Annotated in this window: 15 protein-coding genes; 6 read left to right on the top strand and 9 right to left on the bottom strand. The window is 58.8% G+C overall.

Annotation, left to right across the window (positions count from 1 at the left end; all coding sequences use genetic code 11):
• Positions 1-136: 136 nt before the first annotated feature.
• Complete coding sequence (locus HDF08_RS06560) at positions 137-2,986, bottom strand: PIG-L family deacetylase (protein WP_179637718.1); 2,850 nt, start codon at positions 2,984-2,986, stop codon at positions 137-139.
• Between the two features lie 157 nt (positions 2,987-3,143).
• Here HDF08_RS06560 and msrP point away from each other — a divergent pair, with 157 nt between their 5' ends.
• On the top strand, positions 3,144-4,136 hold the full coding sequence (msrP, locus tag HDF08_RS06565; protein ID WP_179637719.1) for a protein-methionine-sulfoxide reductase catalytic subunit MsrP: 993 nt from the start codon (positions 3,144-3,146) through the stop codon (positions 4,134-4,136).
• Between the two features lie 279 nt (positions 4,137-4,415).
• Here the strand turns inward: msrP and HDF08_RS06570 are convergent, their stop codons facing one another.
• Positions 4,416-4,985, bottom strand: a complete 570-nt coding sequence (locus HDF08_RS06570) for a permease (RefSeq protein ID WP_179637720.1) — start codon at positions 4,983-4,985, stop codon at positions 4,416-4,418.
• Between the two features lie 223 nt (positions 4,986-5,208).
• Here HDF08_RS06570 and HDF08_RS06575 point away from each other — a divergent pair, with 223 nt between their 5' ends.
• On the top strand, positions 5,209-5,919 hold the full coding sequence (locus HDF08_RS06575) for a protein-methionine-sulfoxide reductase heme-binding subunit MsrQ (RefSeq protein ID WP_179637721.1): 711 nt from the start codon (positions 5,209-5,211) through the stop codon (positions 5,917-5,919).
• Between the two features lie 612 nt (positions 5,920-6,531).
• Complete coding sequence (locus HDF08_RS06580) at positions 6,532-7,404, top strand: CPBP family intramembrane glutamic endopeptidase (protein WP_179637722.1); 873 nt, start codon at positions 6,532-6,534, stop codon at positions 7,402-7,404.
• 69 nt (positions 7,405-7,473) lie between these two features.
• Here HDF08_RS06580 and HDF08_RS06585 read toward each other — a convergent pair whose 3' ends face one another.
• Entirely contained in the window at positions 7,474-8,007 is a 534-nt protein-coding gene (locus tag HDF08_RS06585) for a GNAT family N-acetyltransferase (protein ID WP_218884515.1), read from the bottom strand.
• A gap of 604 nt (positions 8,008-8,611) precedes the next feature.
• On the opposite strand from HDF08_RS06585, the gene HDF08_RS06590 reads away from it, so the two are divergent.
• A complete protein-coding gene (locus tag HDF08_RS06590) occupies positions 8,612-10,711 on the top strand; it encodes a DUF1800 domain-containing protein (RefSeq protein ID WP_179637723.1) in 2,100 nt (699 codons plus the stop codon).
• 22 nt (positions 10,712-10,733) lie between these two features.
• Positions 10,734-11,321: a cupin gene (locus HDF08_RS06595; protein ID WP_179637724.1), complete on the top strand. Its 588-nt coding sequence runs from the start codon at positions 10,734-10,736 to the stop codon at positions 11,319-11,321.
• A 15-nt stretch (positions 11,322-11,336) separates the two neighbouring features.
• Here HDF08_RS06595 and pdxH read toward each other — a convergent pair whose 3' ends face one another.
• The 5 genes from pdxH to trmD all read right to left on the bottom strand — a co-directional run bounded on the left by pdxH (position 11,337) and on the right by trmD (position 15,020).
• Positions 11,337-11,933, bottom strand: a complete 597-nt coding sequence (gene pdxH, locus HDF08_RS06600; RefSeq protein WP_179637725.1) for a pyridoxamine 5'-phosphate oxidase — start codon at positions 11,931-11,933, stop codon at positions 11,337-11,339.
• Between the two features lie 101 nt (positions 11,934-12,034).
• Complete coding sequence (locus HDF08_RS06605) at positions 12,035-12,748, bottom strand: PIG-L deacetylase family protein (RefSeq protein ID WP_218884608.1); 714 nt, start codon at positions 12,746-12,748, stop codon at positions 12,035-12,037.
• Between the two features lie 5 nt (positions 12,749-12,753).
• Positions 12,754-13,527, bottom strand: coding sequence for a ribonuclease HII (locus HDF08_RS06610; protein ID WP_179637727.1), 774 nt, complete (start codon positions 13,525-13,527; stop codon positions 12,754-12,756).
• Positions 13,528-13,624: 97 nt separating this feature from the next.
• Positions 13,625-13,984: a 50S ribosomal protein L19 gene (rplS, locus tag HDF08_RS06615; RefSeq protein ID WP_218884516.1), complete on the bottom strand. Its 360-nt coding sequence runs from the start codon at positions 13,982-13,984 to the stop codon at positions 13,625-13,627.
• Between the two features lie 223 nt (positions 13,985-14,207).
• Positions 14,208-15,020 carry a tRNA (guanosine(37)-N1)-methyltransferase TrmD gene (gene trmD / locus HDF08_RS06620; RefSeq protein WP_179637728.1) on the bottom strand — a complete coding sequence of 271 codons (813 nt, stop codon included), beginning with the start codon at positions 15,018-15,020 and terminating at the stop codon, positions 14,208-14,210.
• 164 nt (positions 15,021-15,184) lie between these two features.
• On the opposite strand from trmD, the gene HDF08_RS06625 reads away from it, so the two are divergent.
• The gene (locus HDF08_RS06625; RefSeq protein WP_179637729.1) at positions 15,185-16,072 is read left to right on the top strand and encodes a hypothetical protein; all 888 of its coding nucleotides are present in this window, start codon (positions 15,185-15,187) and stop codon (positions 16,070-16,072) included.
• Here the strand turns inward: HDF08_RS06625 and rimM are convergent.
• Positions 16,069-16,674: a ribosome maturation factor RimM gene (gene rimM, locus HDF08_RS06630; protein WP_179637730.1), complete on the bottom strand. Its 606-nt coding sequence runs from the start codon at positions 16,672-16,674 to the stop codon at positions 16,069-16,071. The two genes, HDF08_RS06625 and rimM, sit on opposite strands and share 4 nt — an antisense overlap.
• Between the last annotated feature and the right edge of the window lie 10 nt (positions 16,675-16,684).

Here is a 16,684-nt window from a genome sequence, read left to right on the forward strand (position 1 = left end):
AGATGCCAAAGCATTTTGCATTTGTCTTTCTTGTTGTCATCCCCGAAGGGGATCTGCGGTTGTCTTGGTTTCTGCTGTTGCCATTACCCTCTATTCCGCAAAAAAAGCGGATTGTTCGAGATCTCCACCCAAACGCTCACTTCGCCTTATCCTTCCCCAAACTCAACAGATTCGCAAACAACCGGTAAGCTCCCGGCACGCCCTCCGGCAGCTCACGATACAACGCAAGCGCCACATACACATAAGCACCCTTGCCCGTCTTTGCCACCAGCAGCCCACCCTTCTGCGGATCCTGATCCGGATCATGCGTCTCCAGCGGAGCGACATACTGCGAGTCCCACGTCTCCATAAATCCGTGCCCACGCTCCTCCACCCATCCATCGAAGTCCCGCTCCGTAATCCTGTTCGGCCAGCTCAAGACAGGACTCTCCGGCACCAGCAACCGCACCGCCGCCCTCTCATCCACCACCTTCTCCGCGTCACCCAGTGAAAACGAGTACGGACCATAGTCAAAGTTCCCCAGGTTGTACTGCACAATCACCACGCCGCCGTTCTTCGCATACTGCAACAGTTGCCCATTCGCCGCCGCCAGCCCAGGATGCGCCGCATAAGCCCTCACCCCCAGCACCACCACGTCGTACCCACTCAACCTCCCACCGGCAACATCGCCCATCGTCAGCGTCGTCGCATGCACACCCAGATTCTCCAGCGACGCCTGCACCTCATCCCCTGTCCCCGGCAGATATCCAACCTTCAATCCCGGAGCGATCTTCACATCCGCTCCACGCGCCCGATACGTCGCCGGACGATAAAGATTCGCCGGCAACAAACCCGCATACCCAACCGTCTTGTACCCCTCGCGATACTCTTTCCCCGCATAACTCGCAACCGCAGTCATCGTATAAGCCGTCTCCGCCATCTTCCCCGGAGTCACTACAAACGGCACATCCACCGAATCCCCATCCTTCCCCAGCGAAAACTCCGCAGTCTCCGGCGTTGCCGTCCATCCCTTCGGCAACTCCAGCTTCACCGTCCCCGTCGCCACACCCTTCACATTGCTCTTCACTCGCGCCGTCACCATCAGCGTCTTCTCCGTCAGCGGCACCACACCCGCCGAAGGCGACACCGCAACCGAGATCGCCGGAGCCACCACCAGCGGCTCATACACCGTGCCCAACCCCGTCACCCGATGCAGCGTCTGCACCTCCTGTCCCAGCTTCACGTCCACGCCGTCGTAGTCCACCGTCACCCACGCCGTCAGAGCAGGCAAGGGAAGCGAAGCATTCCGCATCGCCGGATCCGCCACATCGTAGTAAGCCTGTTCAATCCCCGGACGAGTGAACGGAGGCCGCGTCACCTTCGCATCCTCTGGCAGCTTCACCTGAAACAAATCCTCGTAAGCCTCACCGCCAACAATCGTCTTTTCCCCCGCACCAGCCTTCGCACCAGAGCCTTCATAAGTAGCCCCCGCGCTCGACTCCAGCCCCGCACCCTTCACCGCTACCGGCACCTTGCTTCCATTCACCACCAGCGTCTTCACCGCAAAGCTCTGCCCCGGCACCGCCGTCACAAACGTCTCCGCGCCATCGCTGAACCGCGCAAACGGACCCGTCTCCGCCTTCCCCGCAACCTGCGCCCGCAGACTAATCCCAAGCGCCTGCACAATCGCATCGTTGAACTGCATCCGCTTCACCCGCAGCTCATGCAGCAGATCGTACTTCTCACGATCAGTCAGTCCGCTGCTCTCCACCTTCGCAATCAACTCATCGGTCGCCTTCAACCCATCCCGCAAAAACGGAGCAGTCTTCTCCGGCGCAGCAATCTTATAAACCCCAACCGCCTGCCCCACCAGGCCATCAATCTTAGCCAGATCCTGCTTCAAAAAACTACTCTCACCGGGAGCCAGCGCACTCATCCCCGCAAGCGTTACATCCACCCCATCAAAAAATCCCTTCTCCTCCTCACGAGGCTGCGCGCCATCAAGCAGCCGTGCCCCATACCGGTGATACCCCACATCGAACCTCCCCGCCGCCGGCACACCCATCCCGCCATTCTGCGTCTTCTGCAGGCCCAGCCCCATCCGCGCAAACTGCAAGTACGTCATCCCCAGCACCGGGCTATAGTCTCCCTCCGGCACCGTCACATTCGCCTTCGGAGACTCTGTCGTCCACTCCTTCGTCACGTAGTTATAGAACCGCGCCGGAGCATACTTTCCCGTCGCATAGTCATACATCCCCTTCGACGTCACCGAAAAAAACGGCACCCTCCCATAAACCTTCAGCGGACTCCACGGCATCAACCCCGCCGCAATCTGATCCGGAAACACCTTCGGATCACCCGCCGCATCGAACACCTCCTGCGCCATCTCGCCCGACACCTGGTGCTGCCCATGCCCATCCGTGATCCCACCAATAAACACCGCCGTCACCACCAGCGGCCGATACAGCCTCACCGCCCGCACCGCGTCATACAACACGCGATCGTGCCCCCAGTTCTCGAACGCCTCCTCCTTCGTCTTCGAGAATCCGAAGTCCACCTGCGTCCCCCACATCTGGTCGATCCCCATATATCGCCCAGCCGCCAGCAGTTCCTGTGTCCGCACCAACCCCAGCGCATCATCAAAATCCGCCGACATCAGATTCTGCCCACCCTCCCCCCGAGTCAGCGTCAGCATCGCCACATGCGCGCCCTGCCCTCGCGCCTCATACGTCAGCATCCCGCCATCCTCATCATCCGGATGCGCCACAATCATCATCAGGCTCGCCCGCGTCCGCAGCTTCACCAAACTCTGCCACAGCGCAGCCGATCCCTCATTGGCCGCAATCTTCTGCACCCCAATCGCCGACCGTACCTGCTCCGAGGCCAAATTCGCCCTATCCAGCCGCGCCGCATCCCGCAGCTCCTGGCAGCTCAAAACCCCGCCCGCCACCACTAGCCCCATCACCGAAACCGCAGCCAGACCCGCGACAACCCGTTTAGAAGTCATTACTTTCTAATCTCTCACACCCACCCGCCCCAAATCACGCCAGAAACCCACCATCCACCGCCCAACCCCACCCGTACAGGTAACAGCAACTGTAACCACCAGCCCCAAGCCGAGTCCTACCTATAGCAGTAACCTGTAACAAGAGGGAACCAACGCAATGTTGCTCCGCAAATCGCCCAGCCTCGAAGCCACCATCCGCTCCTCCGAGATCACCCCCCAGCACGTCTTCGAGCAGCACCAGCAGACCCGCCGCCGCTTCCTCGCCTCCGCCGCCACTCTCGGCGCCGCAGCCCTCGCTGCCCGCACCCTCCCAAGCCTCATCAACCCCCCAACAACCGTCCACGCAGCTGGCGAGCCACTCAAAGCCATCCCCAGCAAGTACACCCTCGACGACCCGCAAACCCCCTTCGCCAAAGCCTCCACCTACAACAATTTTTACGAGTACGGCACCGACAAGTCCGACCCCTCCCACGAAGCCTACCGCCTGCAAACCCGCCCCTGGCCCATCCAGATCACCGGCATGGTTAAAAAGCCCCAGACCATCAACATCGACGACCTCCTCCACTACCGTCCGCTCGAGTCCCGCGTCTACCGCTTCCGCTGCGTCGAAGCCTGGTCCATGATCATCCCCTGGGACGGCTACTCCCTCTCCGAGTTCATCAACTTCTGCCAGCCCCTCCCCAGCGCCAAGTACGTGCAGTTCTTCTCCTACAACGACAAAAAAGTCATGCCCGACGAGCCCTCCGGCTACGACTGGCCCTACCGCGAAGGCCTCCGCATGGACGAGGCCATGAACCCCCTCACCCTGCTCACCTTCGGCTGCTACGGCCAGGTCCTGCCCAACCAGAACGGCGCTCCCGTCCGCGTCATCGTCCCCTGGAAGTACGGTTACAAGTCCGCCAAGGCCATCGTCCGCTTCCACTTCACCGACAAAGAGCCTGCGACTACCTGGAACGTAGCCGACGGCCGCGAGTACGGCTTCTACTCCAATGTCAATCCAAACTACGACAACGCCCGCTGGTCTCAGGCCCACGAGCGCCGCCTCGATACCAGCCTCCTCCCCCGCAACATCCCCACGCAGATGTTCAACGGCTACGGCGACCAGGTAGCCAGCCTCTACGCCGGCATGGACCTAAAAAAGTTCTACTAAAAACTCACCCGCATCTTTGGCAGTTGCCTCTCTTCTGTCATCCCCACAGGGGATCTGCGGTTGTCCTCGTCCGCAACGAGCAATCCATCAACGTCGAAATTTAGCTCAAGTAAAAATCCATTGGCCTCTCTAAATCGTACTTAAGACGCTGCACTACTTGCTTCAACCTCTTCCGGCCCCGTTCTCTCGATCAGCCCTCCGAGCCTCTAATCACAAGTGCTCGGAGGGCTCAGCGTTTAAGGCCTTGCCCCAATTCTGTGTTATCGCTTCTCCCGGCCTCTAAGCCGTGTAATCCAGGAACAACACAAGTAGTCCGAATGCCGCGATCAGTGCCGCTGAAAGCGACGCTAATCTTCCATCTCTGCCCGCTCTGGCCGACACCTCCCTCGCTGCGAGCCAGTACATGATCGCGCCCGCGGCAACGAGAATGAACTCCACGCATGCCGCCGCTTGCGGATGATTCCAAAGTCCGAAGCCGAAGTCCGGAAGGTTGCCGAAGTTTCCGGGGAGCACAGGCATGTCAGCTCGATGGACAACCAGATCAAGCACCCAGTGAGACGCGCTCACAAGCGCGATGACCAGTGCGACTCTCCTGCCCATCTTCGGCAGGAACAACGCCCCCAATGCAGCGGACAACGCCAACATGCCGACAATCGAGTGCGTGTAGTCCGCATGAATAATCAAGCCGCCGTACCCCGCATGGATCGGCTGCACCGTCTCCCGATGAGCAAGGAAGAGCGGAACGAAGACGACGTCAAGCCACACCGTCGCCAGCATCAAACCCCAGAGAGGCGTAGATCTCTCACGAGATTTAACCATTGCTGCAAAACCAAAGTGGCCAGCAATCATCTGTCAACCTCCTGCTCTCTCGGGGACGGCCAGGGAAGGCGGCGATCCACCAGCCCGACGACTACAACGAACAGAAAAACTCCCGCGAAGAATCCCATCTTCACTCCTTTAGATCTCGCTGTTAGCAACGATTAACTTCATGACTTACAGCGTAACAAGCCCTGTAACTCAACTCCTCCAAAAAACGTTCCATCGAACGCCGAGCTAAACTAACCCCAGCCCAATGTCCAAGCGCGCCATCATCTTTCTCAAAGTCCTGACCCACCTCCTCTGCCTCGCCCCCCTCGCTTGGCTCTGGCACTTCTACACCTCAGGCGCCCTCGCCCTCAACGCCGACCCCGTCAACTACATCACCCACTACACCGGCGACTTGACCCTCTACACCCTCTTCGCCTCCCTCGCCATTACGCCTATCCGCCGCCTCGCCACCAGCCTCGGCTTCCTCATCCGCTTCCGCCGCCTCATCGGCCTCTACGCCTTCTTCTACGCAACTCTTCATCTCGCCACCTACATCTTTCTCTTCTCCGGATACGACATCACCACCGCCCTCGCTGGCCTCCACGCCGGCCATCCCAGCGCGTTGGTCACCCAGTGGAAGCTCATCTGGCCCGGCATGGTCGAAGACGTCCTCAAGCGCCGCTTCATCCAGGTAGGTCTCTTCGCCTGGCTCCTCCTCTTCGCCCTCGCCTGCACCTCACCCGCCTTCATCATGCGAGCCATGGGCGGCAAAAACTGGCAGCGTCTCCACCGCCTCGTCTACCTCGCAGCCATCGCCGGAGTCGTCCACTTCTGGTGGCTCGTCAAAAAAGGCAACAACGCCCCCTGGAAGGTCACCGCAGTCCTCTTCATCCTGCTCCTCGCCCGAGTAGCCTACACAGCAATGAAGCGCCTCAAAAAAACCACTCCCATCCCCACCCGCCCCACCTCCGTCTAGCTCAGAATCGCCGTCGCCTTTTGCAAATGTAGTTCTAGGTCGTCATTCTGAGCGCAGCGAAGAATCCCCGTATTTGCTTTTGTCGTTGCGGTTGCTTGTTCTTTTGTTTGTCATTCCATAGCGTAGTGGAGGAACCGATGTTGCCGTCGACGTCGCTTCTAGGTACCCCAAGGCTTTAGCCTTGGTCTCTATCGAACTGGCCAGCCGCGGGGCTTCAGCCCCTGGATATGCCGTCCTCTCCAAGCCTCTTCCGTTCGACTACGCTCAGGGTGCGGAATAGAATCTGCGGTCGTCGTTGTTGTTGTTGCGGGGGCACCACAAGCCACCATCATCCCACCACAAACTCACCACAAAAAGACCACCATCAAACACGCGCGGTGGGGGTCAGTTTGCAGTGAATAGCTGAAGATGCCGATAAACCGACTTGTCAGGACTACCTTCCCGAAATAGCGAGGTCGAGATAAGCTAGGTTTCAAAACGAGCGTGTCTGCGGCTCGACGGGCTCACTACTTCATTGGCCAGCACGATGTCGCAAACCCCATCGAAATATTGGAAGGTCTCGCTCATGCAGGCACGGGGAGCACGAAGGACAGCCGGGAAAGGAGAGTACTTATGAGAGTCTCTGAACAGCGGCCCTTATCGACTTTCCTATTTTTGCTCGCCGTTTTTAGCGGGTGCACCTATGTCCTTGATGTTCACAGCCATCACCTATCCGAAGCACTTGCCCAGTTCATCGTGTGGTGTCCGGGGTTCGCGGCGCTGTGCACCTGCCTGCTGCTCCGCATCCCGCTTGGAACCTTGGGATGGAGTTGGCCGGCACGACGCTTTCTAAAGCTTGCGTATGTTCTGCCGCTGCTCTATGCCACGCCGGTGTACCTGCTCACCTGGTTCGTCATCCGCGGCTCATTCTCCCTCAAGAGCTTCGAAGCCGGGATGATAGCTCCCTATGGATTGGGACGCTGGCCCGCTTTGGAGACGTTAGGCGTGGCTCTGCCGCTCTTGTTCACCGTCTCAGTCATCTTCGAAGCGGGGTGGGCGCTGGGCGAGGAACTAGGATGGCGCGGGTTTCTGTTTCCCAGGCTTCAGCAGCGGTTCGGCTTCCACGGAGCCTGTCTGATCTCAGGCTCGATCTGGGCAGTATGGCACGTTCCGGAGATCGTCTGGACGGACTTCAACCCGGGCACGAACATTATTTTTGCCCTCTGCTGCTTCACGGTAATGGTCGTCGCGCTGGCCTACATCATGTGCTACCTCAGAGTGCGCTCGGGCAGCCTATGGCCTTGTGTTCTTCTGCACGCCACCCACAACAATTTTATTCAGGGCCTATTTGATCCGCTGACGGCACCTGTCGGTTGGGCAAAGTACATCACCACAGAATTTGGGGTCGGATTAGCAGTTGCCATGGTCGTAACAGCGACAATCATTGGTTCGACGAGCCATCCTCGTGAAACCTTTTCCCTTGCCTCAAAAGATGAGCCTCGATAGTTAAATGGAAGCGCAGGATAGATCAGTCCTGATAAACGCTCTTATGGGAAACTTTGGTTTCCCAGGAGTTCAAACTGACCCATGAGCAACATCCACCCCTATCATCCCAAGATCACTCCACCCATAAGCCACCACAGGCAACATCACCCCACCCACTTCCATCTCCTTCGAAGCCACCCGCACACCACCCGACCGCGAATAGAATTCACCAGAAGAATTATCCTCAAGCACCCAGGCCACCATGCTCGCAAACCCTCTCTCCTTCAACGCCTCAGACAGCCTCCTCAAAAAAGCCATCCCAATCCCACGCCGCTGCGCCTCCCGCAGCAGATAGATCGCAAACAGCTCCGCATCGAACCCCTCCACAGGCTCCCGTATCGCCCCTCCGCTGACGAACCCGACCACCTCCCCTTCCAACTCCGCAACAAACACGTCTACATCGAGCGTCAGCCACTCTCGCCACGAGGCCTCACGCTCCGTCTCCTTCAAACCAGCAAGGTAAGCCTCCGGCACAATCCCCGCGTATGTCGTCTGCCAACTCGCCACATGCACATGGGCGATCGGCCCCGCATCCTCACCCGTCGCCACGCGAATCACACTCATGCGCCCACCATACCGTCCAGCCGCAGCACGATCAAGCTCGTCGATCGTTGTCGGCTTTGTGGCATTCGTAAGGTGCCATTATTTGTTCTTCGTCGTCACCTGACCCTGGGCGAAGTCGAACGGAAAAGATTCGTAGTTTTTTTTGCCGTCATCCTGACCCTGAGCGAAGTCGAACGGGGAAGATCCCGACACCTTCCACCCACCCCTATAGTTCGAACCTTCGCCCCAAACACTCCAACCGCTGCTTGTTCTCTTGTCCCGATTTCCAAATCCCAATCAAAACCTGTCAAGCCCCAAAACCGCAAATCCCCGCGCCAGTCCTGCAGATTCGCGTGGCCTATTAGTTACACTCCAGTAGCTATACTTGATATAGGGGCACAAAAAGAGACAGGAAGGAACAAGACAACCTCTAACTCATTGATAAAAAGTATTTTGTGCGTAACTCCTATGTCTACAATAGTTTGCAGTCAATAGCTACCCGCAAACCAAAGAATAGAAAGCATTTACGCCCAAAATACCCCGAGGGGGGAGGGGGTACCGTCTCCTCCCAAGGCTCAACGCAACTTTGAACCTTGAAGTAAGGTCTAAGCAGCCAGAGGCGTCTATGCGAAGGTTCTTACTAGTTCTCCTTGCTCTAGCCGTCGCCGCACCAGCGCACCCCCAACCCAAATCCACGCCCAAACCCGCAAAGTCCAAGCCAGCCAAACCCACCCTACTCGTCCCCCTCACCCAGCAGGAACGAGCCCAGCAGCTCCTCAGCCGCTTCACCTTCGGCCCCCGCCCCGGCGACCTCGAAAAAGTAATCGCCCTCACCCCCGAAAAGTGGTTGGAGCAACAACTCAACCCTGCCTCGATCCCCGACGCCGCCCTCGACCGCCGCCTCGCCGACTACACCACACTCAGCCTCCAGCCCGACCAGGCCCTCCAGCTCTTTCCCGACCACTTCACCATCGCCCAGACAGCAGAAGGCAAGCGCCCCTACCCCACCGACCCCCTCCTCCTCGCCATGTACCAGGTCCAGGTCTATAAGCTCAACAAAGACATCGACAGCAAAAAGACCAGCGCCGACGGCAAACTCGTCACACCCCCCACCGACGCCGAAGCCGCCGCCCAAAAGAAAACCGACCAGGAAACCGCCTCCCGCGTCGCCGGAGAACTCTTCGCCCTCCCCAAAAATCAGCGGATGGCCGCGCTCATCAAACTCCCCATCCCCGAACGCATCGCCTTCACTACATACTTAGCTGGAGACCAGAAAAATCTTCTTCTGGCCGACTTCAACCCCCGCGAGCGCGAGATCTTCAACGGCATGGCCGCCAACATCGGCGCGCCCCACTACATCATCGACGAACTCGCCCAGGCCAAGATCCTCCGAGCCATCCTCAGCGAACGCCAGCTGCAGGAGGTCATGTCCGACTTCTGGTTCAACCACTTCAACATCTTCATCGGCAAAGACTCCGACGCCTGGTACACCACCAGCTACGAGCGCGATGCCATCCGCAAACACGCCCTCGGCAAGTTCCGCGATCTCCTCCTCGCCACCGCGCAAACCCCGGCGATGATGATCTACCTCGACAACTGGCTCTCCATCGGCCCCGACTCCCTGGCCAACGGCATCAACCCCGCCAACCCCAACTCGAAGAGGGGCAACCACGGCCTCAACGAGAACTACGGCAGGGAAGTTATGGAGCTTCACACTGTCGGAGTCAACGGCGGCTACACCCAGGCCGATGTCACCGCACTCTCCGCCATCCTCACCGGCTGGACCGTCGATCGCCCCAACCAGGGTGGCCCCTTCCAATACGACTACAAAAAACACGAACCGGGCCCCAAACAGTGGCTGCGCCGCACCATCTCCTCAGAGCCCGTCTTCCCAAATGCATCTCAAGCGGCGACGCAAGCCGGCATGAAAGAGGGAATCGAAGCTCTCACCATCCTTGCAGGTGATCCGCACACCGCGCACTTCGTCAGTTACAAATTGGCCCAGCGCTTCGTCGCCGACGACCCACCACCCGCCCTCGTCGACCGCATGGCCGCCACCTACCTCGCCACCGACGGCGACATCAAAGCCATCCTCCGCACCCTCGTCCAATCTCCCGAGTTCAACTCGAAGAAGTACTTCCGCAACAAGGTCAAGACTCCGATGGAGTTCGTCGCCTCCGCCTTCCGCACCACCGCCACCGACCCGGTAAACCCCGGCGCGCTGATCAACACCCTCAAGACGATGGGCATGCCCCTCTACTACGCGCTTCCCCCCACCGGCTACTACATCACCGCCGACCTGTGGATGAACTCCACCGCTCTCGTCGACCGCCTCAACTTCGCCTACGCTCTCACCGGCAACAAGTTCGCAAACCAGAAGTTCGACTCAGCCCACGTCCTCGCACTCGGTCTTATGTCCCAACCTGCCAGTTCGTCCGCCCCTGAGATCTCCGCCACAGAGCGCTCCAACCGAGCCAGGTTCTCCGAAGCCCTCCTCACCGCCGACATCCACAACAGCACCGCGAACCAGCCTCCACCAGATACAGCCGGCCATGACATAGCCCTCCACGTCCTTGAGGACACTCTCATCGGCAACGCCGTCTCCAGCCAAACCAACCAGCTCATCCACAAACAGATCGGCGAAATTCCAACGGCCAACTCCACCGACACCCTCAACCTGCTGACCGCCCTCGTCATGGGCAGCCCCGAGTTCCAACTCCGCTAACCGCTAGGCCATCTCATTGAGCATGACGCCAATCGACCGCAGACAATTCGCGACGGGTTTCGTAGCCAGCCTGGCCACCACGAAAAATTCAGCGTCTGCAAACGAAAGTCCGCAGACTGCAACGCCCGAACAGCTTCATCTCAAGCCCAACGGCTGGATGCCGAACAGTCCATGGCCCGTTCTGCTCTATCGCAACGCTCTCCCATCAACAGGAGACCTTGCCTCTGCCATGGAACGTATCTTCACCACCAACGGATGGCCGCCACAGTGGCGCAACGGCGTCTATCCCTTCCACCACTACCACTCCACCGCACACGAGGTCCTTGGCTTTGCAGTTGGTCACGCCGACCTCGTCCTTGGCGGAGAAGGCGGCGAACCACTCTCGGTACACTCCGGCGACGTCCTCGTTCTGCCCACCGGTACCGGCCATTGCCGCATCTCGGCGTCCGACGACTTCCTTGTGATCGGCGCCTACCCAGAGAACGAGCACTGGGACATCTGCCGCACCGCCCCCAGCCCTGAAACACTCGCAAGCATGCGCAAGGTCCGCTTTCCCCACTCCGATCCGCTAACCGGTTCTTCAGGCGCTCTTCCAAAACTCTGGATCTGATCTGTCATCATCGATCTAAGGAAACAGTCGCTCCTTTTGCCACCCCTCCCCACTTAGCGTAAACAGAAATCGGTCGTGCAGCCGCCCCTCTCCGTCCTTCCAGAACTCAATCCGCTCCGGCCGCAACACGTACCCTCGCCAGTAATCCGGTCGCGGAATCTCCCCCGGAAACTCCTGCTCCAACTCCTTCACCCGCTCCACCAGCGCCTCCCGCGAAGCCAGCACGCGACTTTGTTCGGAAGCCGCCGCACCAAGCTGGCTTAGCCGCGACCGGCTATGAAAGTACGCATCCGCATCCTCACTCGGCAGCTCGGCCACCGATCCCGAGATTCTCACCTGCCGTCGCAGCGACTTCCAGTGAAAGCACATCGCCGCCCGCGGATTCTCTGCCAACTCCGAACCCTTCTGACTCCCCGCATTCGTATAGAAACAGAACCCCCGCTCATCCACCCGCTTCATCAGCACCATCCGCACACTGGGCACCCCCTCTCGTGTAGCCGTAGCCAACGCTACCGCATTCGCATCGTTCAACTCGGCAGCCTCTGCATCACTCATCCACAAGCCGAATAACGCGATAGGGTCCATCGCACGTTCAACATCGGTCTCACTCATCACAACCTCGCTAGAACACACAGAAAAATAACGCTAACCCCAACTGTCCATCGAACTGCAACAGCGTGGCTGCTGGAGTCTTCGAATGTGCAGAGACCGAACTAGCTCAGACCTTCGAAGAGATCCGTTTGCAATTTGCAGATCTGAGGCTTAGTGGTAGCCGCAAGTGCATAGAACTCCTCAGCTCCATATCGGGCGAAGATCTCCTTCGTCTTTTCCATCAACGGTGCCTGCGACACGTGTCTTCGAAATGCCTCGTTCTTTCGCTCGCGCACAGCCCGGATATCCAGGGCCACACTCCAAGGCATCATCATCGCTAGTTGCCGGTCACGCATCACAAAGTTTGACGTCACATAATACAGCCGTTGCGCTTTGTGCAGATCTCCCGCCCCCGGATATCGGTTCGGCTGTCCCGACCAGTGAAACGCCGCGGTCGTCACCATCGAAGTGATCATATGATCAGGGTGAGTATTCTGTCCGCCGTCTCCGCCAAAGGTAATCACAACGTCCGGCTTGAATCTTCGCATCCTCACCACCAGCTCTTCGGAGGCCTGTGACAGATCTACAAACTCCAACTGCGCATCCATGTAGTCCATAAGCTCGCAATGCGTAACGCCCAGCACCTCACCAGAGGCGCGAAACTCCTCCTGCCGCATACTCCCCAGCGCCTCTCCGTCCGAGGCGTTGCCTCGGTTTGTAGCCGCTTGCCCATCCGTCAGGCAGACCACGTACGTCTCAACTCCTCGATCCGCCGCTAACGCCAGCGCCCCACCAAAGGCATAGCACTCATCGTCTGGATGCGCCGTTACGCACATCAACTTCAAGCCCACTCACCCTCCAGCCCCGCATCCAGATCAGCGTCCTCAAAAAGAAGTTCGGTCGATACCGCTTCCTCCAGCTCCGCATCAGGATCGACCCCTCGCACCGGCGCGAAGCTCCTCCTGTGTAAAGCGCAAGGGCCAATCTCAGCCAACGCCCGCCGATGCTCCGGCGTCCCATATCCCTTGTGCGAAGCCAGCCCATATCCTGGATGCACCGCGTCCAGTTCACGCATCAACGCGTCACGATGCACCTTCGCGATCACTGAAGCCGCAGCAATCGAAAGGCTCAGCGCATCGCCATAGATAAGCTTCGTTTGTTGGCAAGGATGATCGAGTCGCATCGCATCGATCAGTAGATGATCCGGAGCCATCATCAGTCCCTGAACCGCCGCCAGCATTGCCATCCGCGTCGCCTGGTAGATATTCACCCGGTCGATCGTCTCCGCATCGACCTCCGCCACGCAAACCGCAAGAGCCATCTCGCGTATCTGCTGATCAAGCGACTCGCGCTCCTCCCGTGTCATCTGTTTGGAGTCCTTCAGCCCTGCATTTGCCAACTCGTCGAGGCACTCCGGCAAAATCACCGCCGCGGCCACCACCGGGCCAAACAGCGCCCCACGCCCCACCTCATCGACACCGGCGATGCGCTGAAAGCCGTAATACCGCAGAGCCTGTTCCGGTGCATCGCTGCACACCAGCTGCTTCAGCATGCGCTGTTTGGCGGTGGCAGCCGTCACCTTTCGGAGAGTGCGAGTGGAGGGAATCGAGGCCATGCTCTTCAGGTTCGAGTGTATAACCACCGCGCAAAGCGAAGCCACGACCGAAGTCGTGGCTCAGTGAAAGCTCAGTGGAAAACAGGGAACCGAATCGTTACTTGGCCGCGCGCTCAACCTCGCGCAGACGAGCAGCCTTACCGCGCAGACCGCGCAGGTAGAACAGCTTCGAGCGGCGAACCTCGTAGGAGCGAACCTTCTCCACCTTGTCGACGACCTTGGAGTTGTACGGGAAGATGCGCTCGACGCCTTGACCGAAGCTCATCTTGCGAACGGTAAAGGATCCCTGCGCGCCCTTACGGCAGGCGATTACCATGCCCTCAAACGCCTGTAGACGCTCTTTTTCGCCTTCACGAATCTTTACTTGAACTCGAACTGTGTCGCCAGGGGCGAACGCGGGTAAATCGGTCCGCTCGAACTTCGCGGCCAGCTTCTGCATAATCGGATGAATGGACATGACACAACTTTCCTATGTTGGACTCGACCTTTAGTGTACACGAAATCGTCGCAAAACGCCTCTGGAATCATCCCCCTCCGACCGAAGGGAGGACCGTCGCGCTCCACTCCATACGAACAAGGTACACAAGTCACGAAGTGACCGCCCGAACCGGGGTCCCCGCGAACAGGTCTTCGTTCGTGGGGTGGCCACGCGCAGTGGGCCCGGCCGGCAGGCCATATCCTCAATCAAATCCCCGAAGCTCCGCCAGAATCTCCCGGTCCTCATCCGAGATCTCGATCCTCTCCAACAAGTCCGGACGATTCTCCAACGTCTTCTTCAACGCCATCCGCCTCCGCCACTGCCGGATCACCTCATGATTGCCTCCCGACAGAGCCTCCGGAATCATCAGGCCCATAAAGTCCGCTGGTCGAGTGTAGTGTGGATAATCCAGCAACCCACCCGACCCATAAGTGGACCGCGGAGGCCCATCCGCCGAGTCAGGAAGGTTCGCAACCTCATCAGCGCCGAAGCTCTCGAATCGCGATGAGTCAGGATTCCCCAAAGCCCCCGGCAGCAGCCTAACCACAGCATCGACGATCACAGCAGCCGCCAGCTCTCCGCCCGACAAAACATAATCGCCAATCGAAATCTCCCGGTCGCAGAGCAGTTGGTTCACGCGCTCATCCACGCCCTCATATCTCCCGCACAGAATGACCACTCGCTCCGTCGTCGAAAGCTCCTGCGCCAGCGATTGGCTGAACGGCTGCCCCTGTGCCGACAGCAGAATAACCGTCTCTCTGCTCGTGTCCCGCCCCGCCTTCGGAGAGATGTGCAGCGACTGCACCGCGTCATAGATCGGTTGCGCCTTCAGCACCATCCCCTCACCTCCGCCAAACGGCCGGTCGTCCACTGTCCGATGGCGATCGTGCGTGAAGCTGCGCAGATCATACGTCGCAATCTCCACCAAACCCGTCGTGCGTGCACGCTTCAGAATCCCGTAGTCGAAGGGTCCGGCAAAGAAATCGGGAAAGATCGTAATGATGTCAAAGCGCATAGACGATAAGTGCGTTACAGCCGCTCGTTTCTTGACTCCAGATTGCACCATATCACTCGGAAGTTGTGAAACTCGCGACTAATCTCATTCCAGGATCTCACTAGGATGACCTGCGCCTCGACTTCGGTCCTTAGGTCATTGTGGCGAGCCGAAAGAGCGTCCCGATGCTTCATCCGAAACTCGCTATTCTTCCAGTGTTCCTGTCGGCATCTCTCAGCATCACAATGACAGCACAGCAGCAGGCGCCCGCGAATCTTGTTGCACCCTCGCAACTCGCGCTGGCACTCCCGGCAGCGAGCCTATCGACCGAAGAATTGCATAAGCCAGCCGCCGAATCCTCCAGCGCCGAAGGAGTCATCCGCGTCGCCCCGGCAATGCCGATAGCAAAAAAACTGCCGTCCCAAAGACCGTTTCGCACAGTGGCCTTTGGCATCAAGGCGAATACGTTAGGAGCCAGCGCAGAACTTGCGACACCGCTCTTTCGCAGTTTCAATCTCCGTTCCGGCATCAACTTCCTGGCCTTTGCCTATCCCTTCGGCATCGACGGCGTCAACTACGACGCAAATCTTCACTTCCGGTCTTCACAGAGCACCCTCGACTGGTTCCCCTTTGGGCACAGCTTCCACATTAGTCCCGGCATTCTCTACTCCAAAAACACCGTCTCATCCACTGCGAGAGTGCCAGCGGGGCAGAACTTCTCCCTTGGCGATCCGGACTTCGTCCACAGCGTAGTCGATCCAGTCCATGGCAACATGTCGCTTGCGTACCCACGCAATCTATCCCCTCTGCTTCTCGTGGGCTTCGGCAACATTCTTCCTCGCACCAGCCGCCGCCTCTCCGTCCCCCTGGAGTTCGGGGCAGCCTACACCGGCGCGGCCACCATCAATGTCAATCTCACCGGAACCGCCTGCACTAACGACGGGTGTACCAGCTTCGCCAGTAACTCCGAAGCCCAGGCCAGTCTCACGCAGGAGATTAAAAAAATAAACGAAGACCTGAAGAAAGTCCCCATCTACCCGATCCTCTCGTTAGGAGTGGCCTATCACTTCTAGCTCTTATCGCCCGGGCTTCGATTGACCTCAATCAAACCGTCAGGCAGCTTCATCTCGATGCGCTTCGCCTCTGTATCCACCGCCACTAAAAACGCCTTCACAAACGGGATAAGAATCTCATCCCCGGCAAGCGAAGTGATCTCCAGCAGAGGCGCAGCGTCGGCAAGCCTGCGCGCCCCATCCGCGGTCGTGGCAAACTGAACATCTTCAACGACACCCACCGCAATCGCTCCGTCATACACTGTGCAACCGATCAATTCACTGATGTAAACCGAATCGTCATCCAACGGACGCCGTTCCTCTCGCGGGACGATCACATCCAACCCCGCGACCGCCTCAGCATCCGAAATCGTGTCGATGCCCGCAAACTGCAGCACGATGCGTCCCTCGTTCTTACCCACCGGCAGCCAGAACGCCACCACCTCCGCAGCTCGCGCTTCTGACTCCTCTCCTGCAAAGCCCGAGGCAGCAAGAAAGACTCTCGTCTGCTCTTCGAAGCGCTCGGGGAAGTCGGTAAACAGCTCTGCCAGCACCTCACCCTTGCGACCCTGCGGCCGAAGCAGATGTGCCAACACAATCCAAGATGGAGTGGCTTTCGTCATAGAACAGAAT

Origin of the sequence: Tunturiibacter empetritectus (assembly GCF_013410875.1) — a bacterium.
In the GTDB taxonomy this organism is placed as follows: domain Bacteria; phylum Acidobacteriota; class Terriglobia; order Terriglobales; family Acidobacteriaceae; genus Edaphobacter; species Edaphobacter empetritectus.